Below are 14,191 nucleotides of genomic sequence, written 5' to 3'. Positions count from 1 at the left end.
GAAAACGGTCAAGACACTCTATGCCCGCTCGGAGATGGCCTCATCATCAGAGTAGGGCGCTGGCTCCAGATTGGGGAAGAAAATGCCTTTTACCACCTGCCAGGTGACCCCAAGCGCCCCAACGATAAACACAACATCGCCAATAGTCCGGATCCAGCGAAGGGTTTGCAGAACATCGCTCTGCAGGAAGGCTTCGCTTCGGGCGTACCAGAGGCCTTCACTGGCACTTGCCAGGAACTGGATGATGCCGATGGGCAACAGACTGGTGAACAGCATGAGGACGAGCCCGATATTCAGCCACCAGAAGCTGATCTTCATCAGTCGTTCGTCAAAGACAATGCTCGGCCTGATGTAACGCAGGATCAGCAGCGTGAAGCCCAGGGCCAGGAACCCATAGACACCAAACAGCGCTGCGTGGGCATGGGTGGGCGTCGTGTTCAGGCCCTGAATGTAATAAAGGGCGATCGGCGGGTTAATCATGAAGCCCAGAACACCCGCGCCGAGCATATTCCAGAACGCGACAGCAACGAAGAACATCAGCGGCCAGCGGATATTTTCCATCCACGGAGCGCGGGTCTTCAGCCGCCAGTTTTCCCAGGCTTCATAGCCAAGGACAACCAATGGCACAACTTCCAGTGCGCTGAATGTTGCACCGACGGCCATCACCGGTGTTGTGGTGCCAGAGAAGTACAGGTGATGGAAGGTCCCTGGTACGCCACCGAGCATGAACAGGCTGGCGGAGGCCAGACTGGCCGACGTTGCGATGGTGCGCGAGACCAGCCCCATGCTGCAGAAGATGAACGCCAGGGCGGCCGTGGCGAATACTTCAAAGAAGCCTTCTACCCAAAGGTGAACAATCCACCAGCGCCAGTATTCCATGATGGAAATATGGGTACGTTCTCCGTAGAAGAAACCGGCCCCGTAGAACAGACCAATAGCAACCACTGAGGCGGTGAGCAGGGCCAGCAGGTTCTTGTCACCGGGCTGGCGAAGTGCTGGCACAATGCCCCGTAACATCAAGACCAGCCAGAAAACGATGCCCAGGAATTTTCCGATCTGCCAGAGGCGCCCAAGGTCGACAAACTCATAGCCCTGGTGGCCCAGCCAGAAACTCAGATGCGGGGGCATGATCTGGGCAATGGCGAGGAAGTTACCGATGAATGAGCCGCCAACGACCACAACCAGTGCCCAGAACAGAACGTCGACGCCCAGCTTCTGGAATTTTGGATCCTTGCCGCCGTTGATGATGGGCGCAAGGAACAGGCCGGCTGCGAGGAAGCCGGTGGCGATCCAGAACAGCGCCGCCTGAATGTGCCAGGTGCGGACCAGTGAGTAGGGGAACCATTCCGACGTGTTGATTCCATAGAAGCCCTGACCCTCGACTGTGTAGTGCGCGGTAAATCCACCCAGCATGACCTGGAAGGTGAAGAGACCGACGACCAGCAGCAGATATTTTCCCAGTGCCCTTTGCGAGGGAGTAAGTGCAAGGACGCTGATGGGATCCCTAAGCGGCGGCGCAGGTTCATCTTCATCGTGTTTGCGCAAGAATGCCCAGGCCCAGATCAGGCCTCCTACCCCGGCGATCAGGAGAATGACACTGATCACTGACCAGACCACGTTCTCGCCACTGGGCTTGTTGTCAATCAACGGTTCGTGTGGCCAGTTGTTGGTGTAGGTGACGTTGCTTCCCGGCCGCTCGGTTGCTGCAGCCCAGGCCGTCCAGAAGAAGAACTCCGTCATTTGCTGCCGGCGCTCGGGGCTGGGCAGTGTGTTCTCCTTCATCGCATAGCTTGCGCGGGTGGATTGTAGCTCCGGCGCATCGCTGAATAACCGACTGTAGTAGTCGGCCGTTTCAGCAATGGCGCGGGTTCTCCGGTCTGAGAGGTGAAGGGTACCGGTGGCATCATCATAGGTGTTGGTACGGTACTCGGTTTTCAGGTCGTACTGCAGAGCGTTCTGTTGCTGGCCGCTCAGGCTGTGCCAGGTCTGCCCGAACTCCTCCTGTGCGGCAATTTCCAGCCAGGTTTCCAGTTCGCGGTGAAGCCAGTCTGCAGTCCAGTCCGGCGCCTGATAGGCACCATGTCCCCAGATAGATCCAACTTGCATTCCGCCCATGGACTGCCAGGCAGTCTGGCCATCAAGAATGCTCTCTTCTGTCATCAGAAGGTCGCCAGTGGCAGATACCACCTGGTCGGGTATGGGGGGAGCCTCGCGGTAGACCTCCCGACCAAAGTAACCAAGCAGTGTAAAAGTGATTGCCAGAATGGCGATCAGAATCCACCAGAGTTTTCGATAGTCAGCCACGTTGTGCGCCCCCCAGCAAGCCATCAACCCGGTGGAACAACACGTTGTTTTCCAGGTGGATGTGTTCCATGAGGTCATTTTCCAGTTCGGTCAGGCCCAGATAGAGCGCTCTCCAGGTGTTGCATGCACCTTCTGGTAAGGTCAGGTTGAAGGTGAGGCTGTGGATTTCAGCCAGGGCGGCACCATGGTCCTCATGTTCATTGCGCATGACCGAAACCGGTGCTGCGGCCATGCCAGTGATTCCACGGGCAATCATCGGAAACAGGATCTGTTCCTCTTTTTGCATGTGCGATTCAAGCTCGTTCTGCATGCTTTCAAGGTGTGCGCCCAGCCCTGAAGGGCAGCGGGGGTGCTTGCCGTGAACGCGCTCTACGCGCCGAGCTAATCGGATCAACTCAGGGAGTTGTTCACGGTGTACATCGTGGAAGCGAGTAAGAATGTGCTCAATCAGCGCTTCGTTACTGGTTTGCTCTTCTGGCGCAGGCTCGTCAGTCCGGGCTTGTAAGGCGCCCAGCTGGCTGGCAATAGCGTTCGGGTCGAGTCCTTTTGCCGTGGCTGCAGCCATCAATGAGGCGTCACCATGACAGCAAAAGTCGAGCTTGTGGCGATGCAGCACGGCGGAGGCCCCAAGAATGTCACGGGCCAGCTGGCCGAGTGGAAGGTTCGTCAGGTTCATGATTACGCGCTCCTAAACATGTACAGAAAATAAATGTTACGGAATAGGATTTTCATGTAGAGGTATGTTGAATGTCAAATATAAAGTTCAAGGAGTCTGTGTTTTAAGTCGTTAAAGTTGTTCTGATAATTGATTAATATGGATATTTTTTTGAATTTGATTTCCGGTTCCGCTCGGTATAGCCTTAAAGAAACAGTTGAAATAAATGTAATTGGGTGGAGGGCGTTATGGAACGCTTTGAGAAATGGCTGGTCATATCAAATACCGCGGTTCTGGTGTCGTTCCTGGGATTGCTGCTTACGGTGATGCTGGCTTACCCGCTGGCCGATGCCTTGGCACTGCCAGTGCAAATTGCCGCCCACATGGGAACCCTGTTGTTCGCTGTTGGGGTGAAAATTGCCTACGTTGCCCGCCTGGCTTTTCTGAGCAAGTTGGGCAGACCCGTACACTGATTCACGGTAGAATAGATGCAGTTATGAATCGTTCCGAGACCCGTGCCATGAAAGCACTCCCCTGTAAAACCGGTTTCCGGATACTTGCGTATATGTCTGTAGCGATTGGTGCCGCGGGGGTTGTTCTTCCGCTGTTGCCGACCACGCCGTTTGTCATACTGGCGGCGTACTTTGCCAGTAAAGGGTCTCCGGAGTTTGCCCGGTGGCTGGAAGAACACCCGACTTTCGGCCCGGCAATTGCCCAGTGGCAAGAGCGCAGGGCCATTCCGGTTAAGGCGAAGATTCTCGCCTGCGCCATGATGGCGTTGAGCTGGAGCATGTTGGTCTGGCTGGGTTCAACGGTATTTGTATTGACGGTTTCGGGGCTGTTCCTGCTGAGCGTTGCAGGTTATCTGCTCACGAGGCCATCCTGTTAAAGTTTTCCGTCATATTTATGGAGTTATGAATGCACATCACCCGCTATACAGATTATTCCTTGAGAGTTCTGATTTATCTGGCTGAACAGGGTGATCGTCTGGCCACCATTCAGGAAATTGCAGACAGCTACGAAATTTCCAAGAATCACCTGATGAAAGTGGTTCATCAGCTCAACAAGAAAGGCTACATCGAGACCATTCGGGGCAAGAAAGGTGGTATGCGCCTGCACATGGCGCCCAATGAGATCAACATCGGTGTTCTTGTCAGGGAAACGGAGCAGGACCTCAGCATTGTTGAATGCTTTTCATCAAAGAACGCCTGCAAGATCACCCCGGTGTGCGGCCTGAAGGCCATGTTTGCCGAAGCCTTGAAGGCATTCCTTGAAACACTCGACAAATACACTCTGGCCGATGTCATCCAGGATAAACACCGGCCACAGCTGGTGCGCTTGCTTCAGATCGCCTGAAGCTCGCGCTTTCCTTCCAATCGGGTTCTTACCACGTCCGGCAGCGAGAATTTGCCGATACGTTTGAGGACGGTGCCATACTGTTTGGCAAAGCTCCCGGTATTGTACGGAATGTCGTATTTCTCGCACACTGCCTGAACCTTCTCGGAAATCTCCGGGTAGCGGTGAGCCGGCAGGTCGGGGAATACGTGGTGTTCAATCTGGTAACTCAGGTGTCCACTCAACACGTGCAGCCACTTACCGCCGGTGAAGTTGGATGAACCGGTGAGCTGGCGAAGATACCAGTGGCCTTTGCTTTCACCCTCGCATTCTTCCTCGGTAAAGGTCTCCGCATCTTGGGTGAAGTGCCCGCAGAAGATAACGGTGGATGCCCAGATGTTACGAATCAGGTTAGCACCCACGTTGCCTGCCAGAACGATAGGAGCGACAGGCAGGGTCAGTAGCGGGAAGAATACGTAATCCTTGAATCCCTGGCGGCCGCCCTTACGGGCAAAATCCTTCAGGAACGGCAGCTTGTCGCGCCAGCGCAACTCACCCCGGCGGATCTTCTCGCTCTCCAGTTCGTGTACGCCGACGCCCCACTGGAACAGCACGGTCAGCAGGATGTAGTTGATGAACTGCAACAGGTGGCCCGGGTGCCATTTCACGTCATCACTCAGGCGCAGCACTGCATAGCCATAGTCCCGATCTTTGCCAATGATATTGGTGTAGGTGTGATGTTCGTAGTTGTGGGTCCGGCGCCAGGAATCGCTGGTGCAAACGGTGTCCCATTCATAGGTTTGAGAGTTAAGGGCCGGGTCATTCATCCAGTCGTACTGGCCATGCATGACGTTATGGCCGATTTCCATGTTCTCTATGATTTTTGCGATACCCAGCGTTGCGGTAGCGGCCACGAATACGGGTGGAATGAAGCCAAAGGGCATCATCACCCGGCCGCCCACTTCCAGGGTACGGTGCAGGCGGATGATCTTGCGGATGTACTTGGCATCCCGCTCGCCCAGGTCTGCAATGACCTCGTCACGGATGGCGTCCAGATCTTTCTGCAGCTCGTTCAGTTGGTCTTCGTTAAGCTTTTTCATATCGATGACTCCCTGCGGCAATAATCGCCGCAATACAAAAGAATGGGGTTAGACGTCCAGGGCGACAGGCCCTTGGGGAACCGAAACACAAAGTTGAACAGGCTCTTCACCCGGGCCGGATACCTTGCCGGTAAGCCGATTGACCACGATGCCGCTGGTTTTGCGACAGCTGCACTGGTGGCAGATGCCCATGCGGCAGCCGTACTGGGGTTTCAGGCCTGCGGCCTCGGCAATCTCCAGCAGGTTGGCATCGCCTTCTGAGCCCACTTTCAGGTTGCTGTTGGAAAAGGTCACCTCACCACCCAGTTGATCGCTATCCAGAGATGCCTGTGCCGGGGGCGCAAAGAAGGTACTGTGCATCTGCTTCTCCTTCAGGCCGCGCTTGGTCAGAAGGTCCGTGGCCAGGTCCATCAGGCCTTTGGGTCCGCACAGGAATACTTCTCTGGCCTTGATGCCGGCGACGGTCTCCAGGTCGCTGTCCCGCAGATAACGCGGCTCGTCGCTCTCATTGGTTGCGATGATGGTCAGTGACAGCGCAGGCCAGCGTGCTGCCAGGGCCTGCAGTGCTTCCCGGGCGATCACGTCATTCTGGGTGCGCACGTAATAGAGCAGGGTAACGGGGGCCCGATAGTCCTCTGCGGCCATGGTCTGAAGCTGGCTCAGGATAGGGGTGATGCCGCTACCGCCGGCAATGAACAGCACGGGTTGCGCCGGCTCGGGAATCAGGAACTCCCCAAACGCCTCTGTAAGCCCAATCACGTCGCCCGGTTGCAGGGCGTCGTGCATCCAGTTGGTGACCAGCCCACCGGGCAGGCGCTTGATGGTCAGGGTGATCTGCCCCTCGGATTGCCACAACAACGGTGAGCTGGACAGGCTGAAGGTGCGGGTGCGGCGAACACCCTCTATATCGGTACAGATGTTCACATGCTGACCCGCCTGGAACCCTGCCCAGCGCTTTGCCGGCTTCAGAACGAAGGTTTTGGTGTCAGCTGTTTCGTCAATAATGTTCTCTACCCGTGCCGGTGTGTACTCTTGTACCCACATCGGGTTGATGGCTTCGGCCAGGGGGTCGAAATAGCCGGCCGGGTTGTCCCGGTTCAGTAACTGCCGGCCAAGCCAGTGAAGTGCTTTGGTGTTTGAAAGTCGTGCCAGCATGATTGGTTCTCCATACTTGTTGGTGCTTGTTCCACTGCATGTGTACAAGTGTTCACTAATGTGTACGACTGTACACACAAGTTTGACTTTCAACAATTACCCGGCGTGATGGTTGGCTCGAAATGACAAGCCTGGTGGTTCTTTCTCCGGTCTAATGTGTACACTTGTGAACCTGGTATAGGCGGTACGGGCAGAGGAATGGCAGACAAGCAAAGGCGCAAGCCTGGGGAAACCCGCGAAAAACTGATGAGCGCCGCCCTGGCGCTGGTCGGTAAAGGACGGCATTTCGCCAGCCTGGGCATTCGGGAAGTCACCCGGCAGGCCGGTGTGGTGCCTACATCCTTTTACAGGCATTTCCGGAGCATGGACGATCTGGGTTTGCAGCTGGTGGATGAGCTGGGCCTGGTGCTGCGCCGAATGATGCGGGAAGCGCGAGCCAATGTGTTGCAGGCAGACAAACTGATTGAAGAGTCTGTGGGTATCTTCGTGGCCCATGCCCAGGCCAACCGCAGTTTCTTCCTTTTTATGGCTCAGGGCCTGGCGGGGGAAAGTCGGGCGGTACAGGAGGGGATTCGCAGTGAAATGCGTTTCTTCGCCAGCGAGCTGGCCAACGATCTTCGCCGACTCAGGTTAATGGAGCATCTTAGTGACGCCGATCTGGATGTAACCTGCGATCTGGTAGTGCGAACCGTGGCCTTCAGCCTGACGGATCTGCTCAGCATCTCGGAAGATGACGACTACCAGATAGGCCAGGTGCGTAAGCGCACCACCCGTTTCCTGCAGATGGTGTTTGTCGGCGCTGCCAACTGGAATAGCGACAGCGCCTGAGACGGGACACTAGGTTGCCGAGGCCACGCCAATGGCTACCAAGGTGGCGATAACTGGAATGGCGACCGTCACCACAAAGATGTCCTTATAGGCTTCCTTGTGCTTGAGGCCCATGATGGTCAGCATGGCAATCACCGCGCCGCAATGAGGCAGTGAATCGATACCGCCGGAACCGAGGGTGGCAATTCGGTGCAGGGTCTCGGGCTCAATACCCATCGCAAGGTATTTCTCCGCGAAAGTCTGCATGAAGATCTGCAACCCGCCAGACCCGGAGCCTACAATCGCCGATACCACACTGACCGAGGCAAATGCAGATAGCAGCGGTGGCAGAGGCAGTTCCAGTACCCATTGTGCGAAGCTGTTGAAGCCGGTGGTCTGAGTCACCACGCTGCCAAACCCGATCACTGCGGCGGTGTTGAGCAATGGCATGATGGCATCGTTAGCACCCACGCCAAGGCTTTCCATGGCTTTGCTGCGAAAGTCAGGGAAAAGCAACACACAGCTGCCTGCACCAATCATCAATGCAAAGCTTGGCCAGACGATCGGCTCGCTGCCGGCGAACGCAATAAAGGTGCCCAGAAACGGCGTTTCCCCATCGGCTATCCCGAGTGCAGTCAGCAGTCTTGGAAGAATGATGGTGCCCAGAACCAGAAGTAGCGGAATGATGCTACGCTGCCACTTGGGACCGTGCTGCAGCGCGGGCGCCATGTTCTCCATGTATTCGTCCTGGGCATTCACCTGGTAGCCCTCTCCGGCTGCGCGAGCCCGGGTCCACTGCCGCTCCAGGTACACCAGCCCCAAGACAAACATGACAGCGCCAGCGGTCAATCCGATCAGGGCGCCTGCAAACAGGTCAGTGCCGAGTGCTGAGGCACCGATAACATTGTGGATGGAGGGCGTGCCTGGGAGCGCGGTCATGGTAAATGTTCCAGAGCCCAATGCAGCGGCGCCACAGAACAGCCGCTTGGGTAGATTGGCCTCGCGCATTAGTGCGACACCGAGCGGATACATGGTGAAGATCACCACAAAGACCACCACACCGCCGTAAGTCAGTAGCGCGCATACCAGTATGGTGACCAGGATGGTACGTTTTGCCCCCAGGCTGCGGGTGATGGCATTGGCGATGGAGCCGGCAGCCCCGCTTGAGGCCATCATCTTGCCGAAGATGGCGCCGGTCAGGAACAGGATAAAAAACTTGCCCGCAAAGCTGAAGGCGCCTAGCGGACCAAAAGGAAAGTGTTCCAGCAGGGTCGGGGATAGGCCCAACCCGTTGGTCACCGCAACAATCAGGCTGGAGACCAGCGCTGCGACCAGAATGTTGATTCCGCGCAACGCCATCACAATCAGCAGAATCAGACCGGCCAGAAGGCCAAGGTTTGCAAGCATGTGAGCTCCTGTCAGTCCCGGAAACCTGGGTCAATTCGGTCCAACTTACGCAGCAATCCTGGCCAGGCCAGTTTGCCACCCAGGCCTTTGGTGACCTGTTCGGCTTGCTGTTTGATGGTATCGACAATGCCGGGTGGAATGGGCGTTAGTGGCTGGTTGCCTGAGAGCGCTTTGATCTGGATCTGACACGAAGTCTGCAGGATATACATGGCCAGGAACGCGTCGGCAATACTGGTGCCTGTGGTCAGCAGGCCATGGTTACGCAGGATCATGAAATTCGCATCACCCAGATCCCTTTGTAAACGCGCCTTCTCATCCTCCCTTAATGCCACACCTTCATAGTCGTGGTAGGACAGGCTGGCCAGCGCGAACAGACTTTGCTGGGAAAGTGGTAGCAGGCCATCCCGTTGTGCGGATACCGCGATGCCATCGGCGGTGTGCAGGTGCATCACACAGGCTGCGTCTTCTCTCACCGAATGAATGGCGCTGTGGATGGTAAAGCCGGCGGGATTGATGTCGAAATCGTCAGGGTCAATTTTGTTGGCGTCCTGGTCAACACGTACCAGGCTGGATGCGGTAATTTCCTCGAACATCATCCCGTAGGGATTGATCAGGAAGTGGTGCTCGTCGCCGGGTATTCTTGCGGAGATGTGGGTAAAGACAAGGTCGTCCCAACCGTGGAGTGCCACAAGGCGATAGGCCGCTGCAAGGTCGACTCGCAGTTGCCACTCTTGTTCACTGACGTTGTTTTTCTTTGACGGAATGGAGAGCTGTTCTGACATGATGCATTTCTCTCTGTGGGTGTTGTTCTTGTGGTGTTCATCCTCGTTAGCCGTGAGTGTAGGGATAAGTGATCGGCCAAGACTGTCAAATTGTTTACAATTAACGTTATGACCAATATCAAAATGATCCTTGCTGATTGTCCCTTGTTTGCCGGTTTCCCTGCGCGAGCGTTCAACGACCTGGCCGAGATCGCCCGAGTTCGAACCTTCGATGCGGATGAGCCGATCTACGACAAGGGATCCGCCACATCCACTCTGAATGTGATTGCTTCGGGTGTGGTCCGGATAAGTTCCGTCAATTCCGCAGGGCGGGAAGCCACTCTGATCATGTTCAACGCCGGAGTCTGGTTCGGCGATTCAGTTTTTTCTCCCGGTATGAAGAGGGTTTACGGCGCCACGGCTCATGAAGCGACAACCCTGGTGGAGCTGCCCGGCGATGCATTCCGGGGTGTGATGGCAAAGTACCCGGACGGCTATCCGGTGGTTCTGGACATGGTGAGCCGCCGCTTATGGGCGGCGATGTCGATTATCGAGGACGATGCACTTCGAGGCGTTGCCGCAAGGATTGGCCGGAGGTTGCTGTTTCTGGCCCAGATTCAGGGCGATGGAGACGCTGGCACCGAGCCGGTGACTATCCGTATTACCCGGGAACACATAGCGAATATGATGGGCATGACCCGACAGGGCGTGCACCAGTGGATCAAGCATTTTGAGCAGCGGGGGCTGCTGAAACTGACCTACGGCCGTATCGAACTCACCGATCCGGCCGCCTTGCAGGATTACCTTCAGATTCTGGATTAGCGCCGGGGAGGGCTGCCCGGAGATCAGCTTTGGCTTCTGGTGCCCGTAGCTTTCGGCGCTTTTCTGCTTCTTTGGGGTTTTTCCTTTGTCGTTTTAGCGGGCGGAGGCAGGATCAGGCTCTCCAACTCATCCAGGGCTTCCCCGGTATACACCGCCAGTTTCTGCATGCTGGGCAGAGTGTCGCGGCAACCGGTGTAACCGAAGTTCAGTGAGCCGGCATAGCTCAGGCAGGTAATGTTCAGGGCTCCGCCGTGGGCAATCAGAGACACCGGGTACATGGCTTCCAGCTTTGCGCCCTCGTAGTAAAGCGTTCGCTCCGGCCCAGGTACGTTGGAAATCGTCACGTTGAATACCGGCCGCATGCGCCCGCCCAGTCCAGACATCAGCTGCAGGATATACGGAGACATCAGCAGCATGGTGTACTGGGTGAGTGCACTTTTTGGAAGTTTCTGCAGGTGCTCTTTGGCCCGTCGGGTAGATGTTTTGATCTGCTGAAGCCGGTTCAGCGGGTCGGCTTCATCAGTAGCGAGAGAGGCAATCATGAAGCTGATCTGGGTACCCGTACCCTGGTCATCTGCCGGGCGGATGTTAACTGGAATGCCGGCCGTCAGGGGTATGTCGGGTAACTGGCCCTGCTCCAGCAAAAACCGGCGCAATGCCGTTCCGCATAGATACAGTACGATATCGTTCAGCGAGCCACCGGACTGGTGCGCCAGAGCTTTCAGGCGATCCAGCTGATAGTGCTGGGTGGCGAAACGGCGCTGACCGGTTACCCGGTGATTCAGCAAAGAGACCGGGCCGGTGAAGGGCGCCGTCAGGCCGTCTTCCGGGTGCCGCACAGAGTGAACCAGGCGGTTACCGGCCTGCCAGAGTCTTGGCGCCATATCGGCCTGCAGTTTCAGCGCGTCCATGGCTTGCGAGACGGCCGCCGGCACACTGGCTTCTTTATCGGTTTTGCTGCCCCGGCGCCGCTCCGGGCGTACCGTCCAGGGCGGTGGCATGTTGGTACGTTCCGGGTCTGTAGTCAGCACCCGCTGCATCAGGCGCACACCGCTGATGCCATCAATCATGGAGTGATGCATCTTGGTGTACAGGGCAAAGCGATTGTTTTCGAGCCCCTCGATGACATGGCATTCCCACAGCGGGCGGGAAAAATCCAGGGGGTTGGAGTGCAGGCGCGATACCAGAATACCAAGCTCCCGCTCGCCGCCCGGGCGGGGCAGGGCTGAGTGCCGCACGTGGTAGTCGAGATCGATGTCCTTGTCGATTTTCCAGGCTGGGGCCACCAGTCGCCCAAACAAGCCGGACCAGGCCAGCTTGTATCCCCAGGGGGCTGCGACATCTCCTGCTTCCTTCATGCGGGTCACCATGTCCCGCAGGAAAGTTTCCGGGGCTCCCTCCGGCAGTGAGAATATCTGCAGGTTACCCACGTGCATCGGGGTGTCTTCAGATTCTACCGCCAACCATGAGGCGTCCAGTGTTCCGAGACGTTTCATTCCTTGTGTATCTCCGTCACTTAGTCATTTTTTGATTGTTACATGCAAGTATACTGATTACCGCAGTAACACACGATCAAAACGCCCATTTAGTTCTGGCTTTTACGGGGTTTTGCAGTTACACAATGTAGCCATCCGGCGCTGCCGATCTGTCGGGTAGTGTGCTAATTTCTCTCTGCAAACAATGAATAACAAAGAATGACGGAGGTTTCGTGGAATCCAGCCCGCTGATCTCGGCAGGTTTGCCGGTGGCGCTCTTTATCATCATGATCGGTATCGGGATGACCCTGACCGTTCGGGACTTTCGCCAGGTGGCGGTTTACCCGCGTGGCATGGTGGTCGGCACCATCGCCCAGATTTTTCTGATGCCACTGGCTGCGTTTGCGCTGGCTTACCTGTTTGGGGTGTCGCCTGCCATCGCGGTAGGGCTAGTGATTATTGCAGCCTGCCCTGGCGGCACCACATCCAACCTGTTCGTTTTGCTGGCCAGGGGCAACATTGCCCTGTCTATTGTTCTGACCGTGGTAGCCAGCCTGATCACCATCATAACCCTGCCGCTGTTTGCCAATATGGCCCTGCAGCATTTTATGGGCACGGCGGAGGACATCTCGCTACCAGTGGGAAAAACCATCGGCATGCTGGTGGGCATCGTGTTGTTCCCGGTGGCTCTTGGCATGATTGTGCGCACTCGCAAGCCTGAGCTGGCACGTAAAGCTGAGAGTGTGGTCAGCATTTTCGGGGGCGTGGTGCTGGCGGTTCTGATTGTGGCACTGCTGTTCGGTGTTCGGGACCAGATTGGCGATTTGCTGAAGCAGGCTGGCCCTTCAACCATCATGCTCAATGTGGTGGGCATTGTTCTGGGCCTGCTTGCCGGGCGTGCGGCGGGCCTGACTCAGCGCGAGTCACTGGCCGTGGCGGTTGAGCTGGGCGTCAAGAACGCGACCATTGGCCTGATGGTTACCCTGACGCTGCTGGAATCCAGTGCCATGTCCATCCCCGCTGCCGTATACGGTGTGCTTATGTTCCCCATCGGGTTCTTGCTGGCGGTGTATGGCCGCAGCATTATTCCCAAATCCAATGTGCAGACCACCGCCTCCCAGCCAATCGATTGACATATTTGCCAGCCGCCCGCTGCCGCCAGAGACAGAGGGGCATGAAGGCATCACTGTTACCCTGAGTCCACTGATTTTCAGCTCGGGATAACAATAATGATGCCTCTTGCCCTTCAAACGCCCCCTTCCTGCCACTGGATCACCCGGTGTCTTTTACTGGCTACCACCTTGGCGATGTCTTGCCTCCCGGTTCTGACCTGGGCCAATGAAGACTTGCGGGCAAAGGTTTATGACCAGAGCCTTCCCCTGGAACAGCGTATCAACGCCATGCAGGAATTGACCGGCCTGCAGCCCGATCCAGACCGGACCTACCGAGTATGTGTCTGGGATATCTTTGGGCGCTCCGGCCCTATTTATGGCGCAGCCCAGGATCAGCGGCACAGAATTCTTCAGTACGGTATCAACGTAGAGATGGTGCCCTACACCAGCGAATCGGTGATGGTAGAAGAGCTCAAATCCGGTACCTGCGACGCCGCCCTGATGAGTGGGCTGCGTGCGCGATTGTTCAATCAATACACCGGCACCCTGGATTCGATTGGCGGCTTCCCGGATCACGAGCAAATGCAGTTGGGTTTGCAGCTGATGGCCGATCCCCGCAGTGCGGATCGCATGGTCAGCAACGGTTATGTGGTGATGGGGATTGCTCCGGCAGGCGCCGCCCACGTGTTCGTGAACGACCGCAGTATCAATACCCTGGCAAAGGCATCCGGCAAGCGAGTGGTGGTGCTGGATTACGATCCTACCCAGGCGGAGATGATTTCCGGGGTGGGGGCAACACCGGTGGTCGCTGACATTGTTAATGCCCCCAATATGTTCAATACCGGGGTGGTCGACGTGCTGGCAGCGCCGCTGGCAGCCTATGAGGTATTGGAGCTGCACAAGGGGCTGGAGCCGGACGGTGGCATTATCGACCTGCCGTTGACCCATATCACCATGCAGCTGATTGGCCGCGCCGAGGTCATCCCCAATGAACTGGCGCAGCTTGTGCGGGAGGCTTTTTTCCAGGGGTCGGATGAAATCATCAGTCGTGTCCGGATGGAAGAGGAAAAGGTGCCGGACAAGTGGTGGATAAGGATTCCCGCTGATGACCGCCGGGAATACGATGCGATGATGCAGGCGGCGCGGCTGGAATTGCGTGAGCAAGGCTACTATAGCGGGGACATGTTAACCCTGCAGCGCAAGATCCGTTGCCGCGCTGACGGTAGCCGGGAGGAATGCGGTAATCCGGTGGAGTAAG

At 56.7% G+C, this 14,191-nt stretch carries 14 protein-coding genes; 7 read left to right on the top strand and 7 right to left on the bottom strand.

Translation table 11 applies throughout. From position 1 onward, the window contains the following. Positions 1-18: 18 nt before the first annotated feature. Both FIV08_RS15040 and ytfE read right to left on the bottom strand, forming a co-directional pair. On the bottom strand, positions 19-2,304 hold the full coding sequence (locus FIV08_RS15040) for a nitric-oxide reductase large subunit (protein WP_152438929.1): 2,286 nt from the start codon (positions 2,302-2,304) through the stop codon (positions 19-21). Next, the gene (ytfE, locus tag FIV08_RS15035) at positions 2,297-2,980 is read right to left on the bottom strand and encodes an iron-sulfur cluster repair protein YtfE (protein WP_152438928.1); all 684 of its coding nucleotides are present in this window, start codon (positions 2,978-2,980) and stop codon (positions 2,297-2,299) included. Before ytfE ends, FIV08_RS15040 begins: the two co-directional genes overlap by 8 nt. 227 nt (positions 2,981-3,207) lie before the next feature. On the opposite strand from ytfE, the gene FIV08_RS15030 reads away from it, so the two are divergent. The 3 genes from FIV08_RS15030 to FIV08_RS15020 are packed head-to-tail and all read left to right on the top strand — an operon-like array spanning position 3,208 to position 4,315. Beyond that, entirely contained in the window at positions 3,208-3,432 is a 225-nt protein-coding gene (locus FIV08_RS15030) for a hypothetical protein (protein ID WP_072676454.1), read from the top strand. A 23-nt stretch (positions 3,433-3,455) separates the two neighbouring features. Then, entirely contained in the window at positions 3,456-3,848 is a 393-nt protein-coding gene (locus FIV08_RS15025; protein ID WP_228715434.1) for a YbaN family protein, read from the top strand. 29 nt (positions 3,849-3,877) lie between these two features. Beyond that, positions 3,878-4,315: an RrF2 family transcriptional regulator gene (locus tag FIV08_RS15020; protein ID WP_058092706.1), complete on the top strand. Its 438-nt coding sequence runs from the start codon at positions 3,878-3,880 to the stop codon at positions 4,313-4,315. Here FIV08_RS15020 and FIV08_RS15015 read toward each other — a convergent pair. Together FIV08_RS15015 and FIV08_RS15010 are read right to left on the bottom strand one after the other, a co-directional pair. Then, positions 4,303-5,394, bottom strand: a complete 1,092-nt coding sequence (locus FIV08_RS15015; RefSeq protein ID WP_058092707.1) for a fatty acid desaturase family protein — start codon at positions 5,392-5,394, stop codon at positions 4,303-4,305. The two genes, FIV08_RS15020 and FIV08_RS15015, sit on opposite strands and share 13 nt — an antisense overlap. A 48-nt stretch (positions 5,395-5,442) precedes the next feature. Then, positions 5,443-6,549, bottom strand: a complete 1,107-nt coding sequence (locus FIV08_RS15010) for a ferredoxin reductase (RefSeq protein WP_152438927.1) — start codon at positions 6,547-6,549, stop codon at positions 5,443-5,445. A gap of 198 nt (positions 6,550-6,747) precedes the next feature. Here FIV08_RS15010 and FIV08_RS15005 point away from each other — a divergent pair, with 198 nt between their 5' ends. Then, positions 6,748-7,377: a TetR family transcriptional regulator gene (locus FIV08_RS15005; protein ID WP_058092709.1), complete on the top strand. Its 630-nt coding sequence runs from the start codon at positions 6,748-6,750 to the stop codon at positions 7,375-7,377. Positions 7,378-7,386: 9 nt separating this feature from the next. Here FIV08_RS15005 and FIV08_RS15000 read toward each other — a convergent pair whose 3' ends face one another. Both FIV08_RS15000 and FIV08_RS14995 read right to left on the bottom strand, forming a co-directional pair. Next, positions 7,387-8,763 (bottom strand): GntP family permease, encoded by a 1,377-nt coding sequence (locus tag FIV08_RS15000; protein WP_152438926.1) that lies wholly within the window; start codon positions 8,761-8,763, stop codon positions 7,387-7,389. An 11-nt stretch (positions 8,764-8,774) separates the two neighbouring features. Next, complete coding sequence (locus FIV08_RS14995; protein WP_152438925.1) at positions 8,775-9,545, bottom strand: class II aldolase/adducin family protein; 771 nt, start codon at positions 9,543-9,545, stop codon at positions 8,775-8,777. 108 nt (positions 9,546-9,653) lie between these two features. Here FIV08_RS14995 and FIV08_RS14990 point away from each other — a divergent pair, with 108 nt between their 5' ends. Further along, entirely contained in the window at positions 9,654-10,346 is a 693-nt protein-coding gene (locus FIV08_RS14990) for a Crp/Fnr family transcriptional regulator (RefSeq protein WP_152438924.1), read from the top strand. Positions 10,347-10,369: 23 nt separating this feature from the next. Here the strand turns inward: FIV08_RS14990 and FIV08_RS14985 are convergent, their stop codons facing one another. After that, on the bottom strand, positions 10,370-11,842 hold the full coding sequence (locus FIV08_RS14985) for a WS/DGAT/MGAT family O-acyltransferase (protein ID WP_228715433.1): 1,473 nt from the start codon (positions 11,840-11,842) through the stop codon (positions 10,370-10,372). Positions 11,843-12,054: 212 nt separating this feature from the next. Here FIV08_RS14985 and FIV08_RS14980 point away from each other — a divergent pair, with 212 nt between their 5' ends. Together FIV08_RS14980 and FIV08_RS14975 are read left to right on the top strand one after the other, a co-directional pair. After that, positions 12,055-12,954, top strand: a complete 900-nt coding sequence (locus FIV08_RS14980) for a bile acid:sodium symporter family protein (RefSeq protein ID WP_152438923.1) — start codon at positions 12,055-12,057, stop codon at positions 12,952-12,954. Between the two features lie 96 nt (positions 12,955-13,050). Then, on the top strand, positions 13,051-14,190 hold the full coding sequence (locus FIV08_RS14975; RefSeq protein WP_152438922.1) for a putative solute-binding protein: 1,140 nt from the start codon (positions 13,051-13,053) through the stop codon (positions 14,188-14,190). Position 14,191: the final 1 nt, after the last annotated feature.

It is taken from the genome of Marinobacter sp. THAF197a (assembly GCF_009363275.1).
Classification (GTDB): domain Bacteria; phylum Pseudomonadota; class Gammaproteobacteria; order Pseudomonadales; family Oleiphilaceae; genus Marinobacter.
Note: the sequence above shows the minus strand (reverse complement) of the source record. Positions and strands in the feature narration are given on the sequence as shown.

Coding starts and splice junctions, on each gene's coding strand:
- ytfE (WP_152438928.1), bottom strand. CDS start 2,980: ATGAACCTGACGAACCTTCCACTCGGCCAGCTGGCCCGTGACATTCTT.
- FIV08_RS15030 (WP_072676454.1), top strand. CDS start 3,208: ATGGAACGCTTTGAGAAATGGCTGGTCATATCAAATACCGCGGTTCTG.
- FIV08_RS15025 (WP_228715434.1), top strand. CDS start 3,456: ATGAATCGTTCCGAGACCCGTGCCATGAAAGCACTCCCCTGTAAAACC.
- FIV08_RS15020 (WP_058092706.1), top strand. CDS start 3,878: ATGCACATCACCCGCTATACAGATTATTCCTTGAGAGTTCTGATTTAT.
- FIV08_RS15015 (WP_058092707.1), bottom strand. CDS start 5,394: ATGAAAAAGCTTAACGAAGACCAACTGAACGAGCTGCAGAAAGATCTG.
- FIV08_RS15010 (WP_152438927.1), bottom strand. CDS start 6,549: ATGCTGGCACGACTTTCAAACACCAAAGCACTTCACTGGCTTGGCCGG.
- FIV08_RS15005 (WP_058092709.1), top strand. CDS start 6,748: ATGGCAGACAAGCAAAGGCGCAAGCCTGGGGAAACCCGCGAAAAACTG.
- FIV08_RS15000 (WP_152438926.1), bottom strand. CDS start 8,763: ATGCTTGCAAACCTTGGCCTTCTGGCCGGTCTGATTCTGCTGATTGTG.
- FIV08_RS14995 (WP_152438925.1), bottom strand. CDS start 9,545: ATGTCAGAACAGCTCTCCATTCCGTCAAAGAAAAACAACGTCAGTGAA.
- FIV08_RS14990 (WP_152438924.1), top strand. CDS start 9,654: ATGACCAATATCAAAATGATCCTTGCTGATTGTCCCTTGTTTGCCGGT.
- FIV08_RS14985 (WP_228715433.1), bottom strand. CDS start 11,842: ATGAAACGTCTCGGAACACTGGACGCCTCATGGTTGGCGGTAGAATCT.
- FIV08_RS14975 (WP_152438922.1), top strand. CDS start 13,051: ATGATGCCTCTTGCCCTTCAAACGCCCCCTTCCTGCCACTGGATCACC.